Origin of the sequence: Haloferax profundi, from assembly GCF_001469865.1 — an archaeon.
Lineage (GTDB): Archaea > Halobacteriota > Halobacteria > Halobacteriales > Haloferacaceae > Haloferax > Haloferax profundi.
Window position 1 is genome coordinate 1 of the sequence record NZ_LOPV01000280.1, and the last position, 244, is coordinate 244.

The 244-nt window shown below is 53.3% G+C and carries 1 protein-coding gene; it reads left to right on the top strand.

Annotated elements, in window-relative coordinates; all coding sequences use genetic code 11:
• Nucleotides 1–30: 30 nt before the first annotated feature.
• On the top strand, nt 31–244 hold a 214-nt coding region (locus tag AUR66_RS21265), incomplete at its 3' end, for a protease inhibitor I9 family protein (protein WP_231727872.1).

Consider the following 244-nt stretch of genomic DNA (forward strand, 5'->3'; position numbering starts at 1 on the left):
GGACTAAGCCCATCAGCGAAACGGCAACGAATGCAGTCGTTTACTGCGGACGTACAAACGGACGCTCGAGAGTTCCTCAAAGCACGTCAGGCAGACGGCAAAGCAGCAGAGATCAAATCATTTTGGGTCCAAAACGCGATGGCTGTTGAGGCGACTCCTGAGACGATTCGAACCCTCGCAACCTATCCAGAGGTTTCGGAGATTATCTACGACCAGCCAGTTCACGCAGCAGACTCTACTTCGC